This window comes from Romboutsia sp., from assembly GCF_051659545.1.
Classification (GTDB): Bacteria; Bacillota; Clostridia; order Peptostreptococcales; family Peptostreptococcaceae; genus JBOFOR01.
Genome location: NZ_JBOFOR010000180.1, coordinates 1 through 2452, shown reverse-complemented (window position 1 = coordinate 2452; position 2452 = coordinate 1). Strand labels below are relative to the sequence as shown.

3 protein-coding genes are annotated in these 2452 nt (G+C 30.3%); all 3 read right to left on the bottom strand.

The features are described from left to right. Positions 1 to 725 (bottom strand): amino acid ABC transporter ATP-binding protein (locus ACRC03_RS09920; protein ID WP_438652408.1); only part of this gene is annotated, 725 nt, incomplete at its 3' end. Positions 726 to 754: 29 nt separating this feature from the next. Then, a complete protein-coding gene (locus tag ACRC03_RS09915; protein ID WP_438652407.1) occupies positions 755 to 1429 on the bottom strand; it encodes an amino acid ABC transporter permease in 675 nt (224 codons plus the stop codon). 31 nt (positions 1430 to 1460) lie between these two features. Continuing rightward, positions 1461 to 2312: a transporter substrate-binding domain-containing protein gene (locus ACRC03_RS09910; RefSeq protein WP_438652406.1), complete on the bottom strand. Its 852-nt coding sequence runs from the start codon at positions 2310 to 2312 to the stop codon at positions 1461 to 1463. Positions 2313 to 2452 lie beyond the last annotated feature (140 nt).

Genomic DNA, 2452 nt, shown 5'->3' with positions numbered 1-2452 from the left:
TAGGCTAGGATTTTTTCAAAGAATTCTTGTGTTCTTTCATTTTGTGGGCTTGTAAAGATGTTTTCTGGGGAGTTTGATTCTAGTATTACTCCTTCATCCATAAATATTACTCTGTCTGCTACTTCTTTTGCAAATCCCATTTCGTGTGTTACTATTGCCATGGTCATTCCTTCATTTGCAAGTTCTTTTATAACATCTAAGACTTCTTTTACCATTTCTGGGTCTAGGGCTGATGTTGGTTCGTCAAATAACATTACGTCTGGTTCCATTGCTAGTGCTCTTGCTATGGCAATTCTTTGCTTTTGTCCTCCTGATAGTTGAGATGGATATGTATCTTTCTTGTCTAATAGTCCTACTCTGTTTAATAGATACTCTGCCTTTTTTGTGGCATCTTCTTTACTCATTATTTTTAAGTTAGTTGGTGCTAGTGTTATATTATCAATTACTGTTTTGTGAGGAAATAAATTAAAGTTTTGAAATACCATACCTATTTTTTGTCTTACTTTATCAATATTAGTTTTCTTATCTAAAATATTAATTCCTTCAAATATTATATCTCCCTTTGTAGGTTCTTCTAATAAATTTATACATCTTAATAATGTACTTTTTCCAGAACCGCTAGGACCTATAATGGTTATTATTTCACCTTTATTAATCTGTAAATCTATATTCTTTAATACTTCTAATTTCCCAAATGATTTGCTTAAACTATTAATTGTAATCATATTATCTCATTCCCCTTGATTATAAATTTCTATCCATTAGATAATGCTAATTTATTTTCTAATAGTCCTACTAATTTAGATAGTGTAAATGTCAGTACAAAGTATATTATAGCTGCTACTATATACGGCTCCATAGCTTTATATGTTGCTATTCTTACTGTATTAGAAGAGAACATGATTTCTTGTACTCCTACTATTGATATTATTGCTGATTCTTTTACTAAGGCAATAAATTCATTTGCTAATGATGGAAGCGCATTTTTTATGCCTTGAGGTACAATAATGTGAACCATTGTAGATAAATAACTTAATCCTAATGATCTACTCGCTTCCATTTGTCCCTTATCTACAGACTGAATTCCTCCCCTTAATATCTCTGCTACATATGCACTTGAATTTATTGAAAGACCAAATGCACCTGTAATAAATGCACTCGTAAATCCAAACATGCCCGGAAAATTTATACCTATTTGAGGTAATCCGAAGTAAAGTATATATATTTGAACTAATATTGGTGTTCCTCTTAATATTTCAATGTATACTGTCGCAATGCCTCTTAATATTTTACTAGTTGATATTTTTAATAAACATACTAGCATCCCTATTATACATCCAAAGATTAAAGCTATTGCTGAAACTAATATTGTAAATTTTGTACCTTCTATAAAAACACTGTAGTAATTGGTTAAAAAACTAAAATCCATATCCTCATCCCCTAAATTTTATTGTCTTTAATTATTTTCCATCTGCTAATTTTAACGCATTTTGCATCATTTCATCTGCTTTACCTGAATCTTTTAATTCTTTTATTTTCTTATTTATTAAATCTATAAGTTCTTTGTTATCAACTTTGTCATCTGATTTTTTAAATGCTACAGCTGCGCTCTCTTCCAATCCTTTACCTACAGTAGAATTTCCAATTGCTGTTCCTTCATATTGTTTAACATTTATTGCAGCAACATTTTTACCTGTTACAATTGCATCAATTCTACCATTTTGTAATTCTAACATTAAGTCTGGTATTTTAGGCAAAGCTGTTACATTAGCGCATTTTAAAGTTTTAGTTATAAATGCCTCTTGAGTAGTTCCTCTTTGCACCCCTACTTTTATGTTTTTTAAGTCATCATCAGTTTTTATTTTATCTTCATTTCCTTTCTTAACTATAACTACATTTGAATCCACGTAATATAAATCTGTAAAATCAGCATTCTTCACTCTCTCTGGATTTGGAGTCATACACGCTAATACCATATCTACTTTATTTGCATTTAGTGCTCCCAATAATCCATCAAAATCCATATCTACTAATTCAAGTTTTACCCCCAACTCTTTTGCTATTTCCTCCCCTAACATTATGTCAAATCCTGTTAGAGTATCTTTTCCATCAATCATTTTGTGGAATTCATAGGGCGCATAGCCTCCACTAGTTCCCAGTACTAGCTTACCATTTTCTTTTATTTGCTCTAATTTGCTAACTGGCTCCGATTTACTTTCTTCCTTAGTTTTATCTGTAGAACTACATCCCACCAACGATATTGATAATGCTAATGCTAAACCATAACTTAATACTTTCTTTAATCCCTTCATTTTTTATTCCCCCTATTTTTATATTTTGTTTTTGTATATTGTATACTGCTGTCGATTATGACTTGCCTAAAAATTTAGATTAGCTAAAATAAATCAACTAGCAATAGTTATGCTTATAATATAATTTTTTTTACACAAAA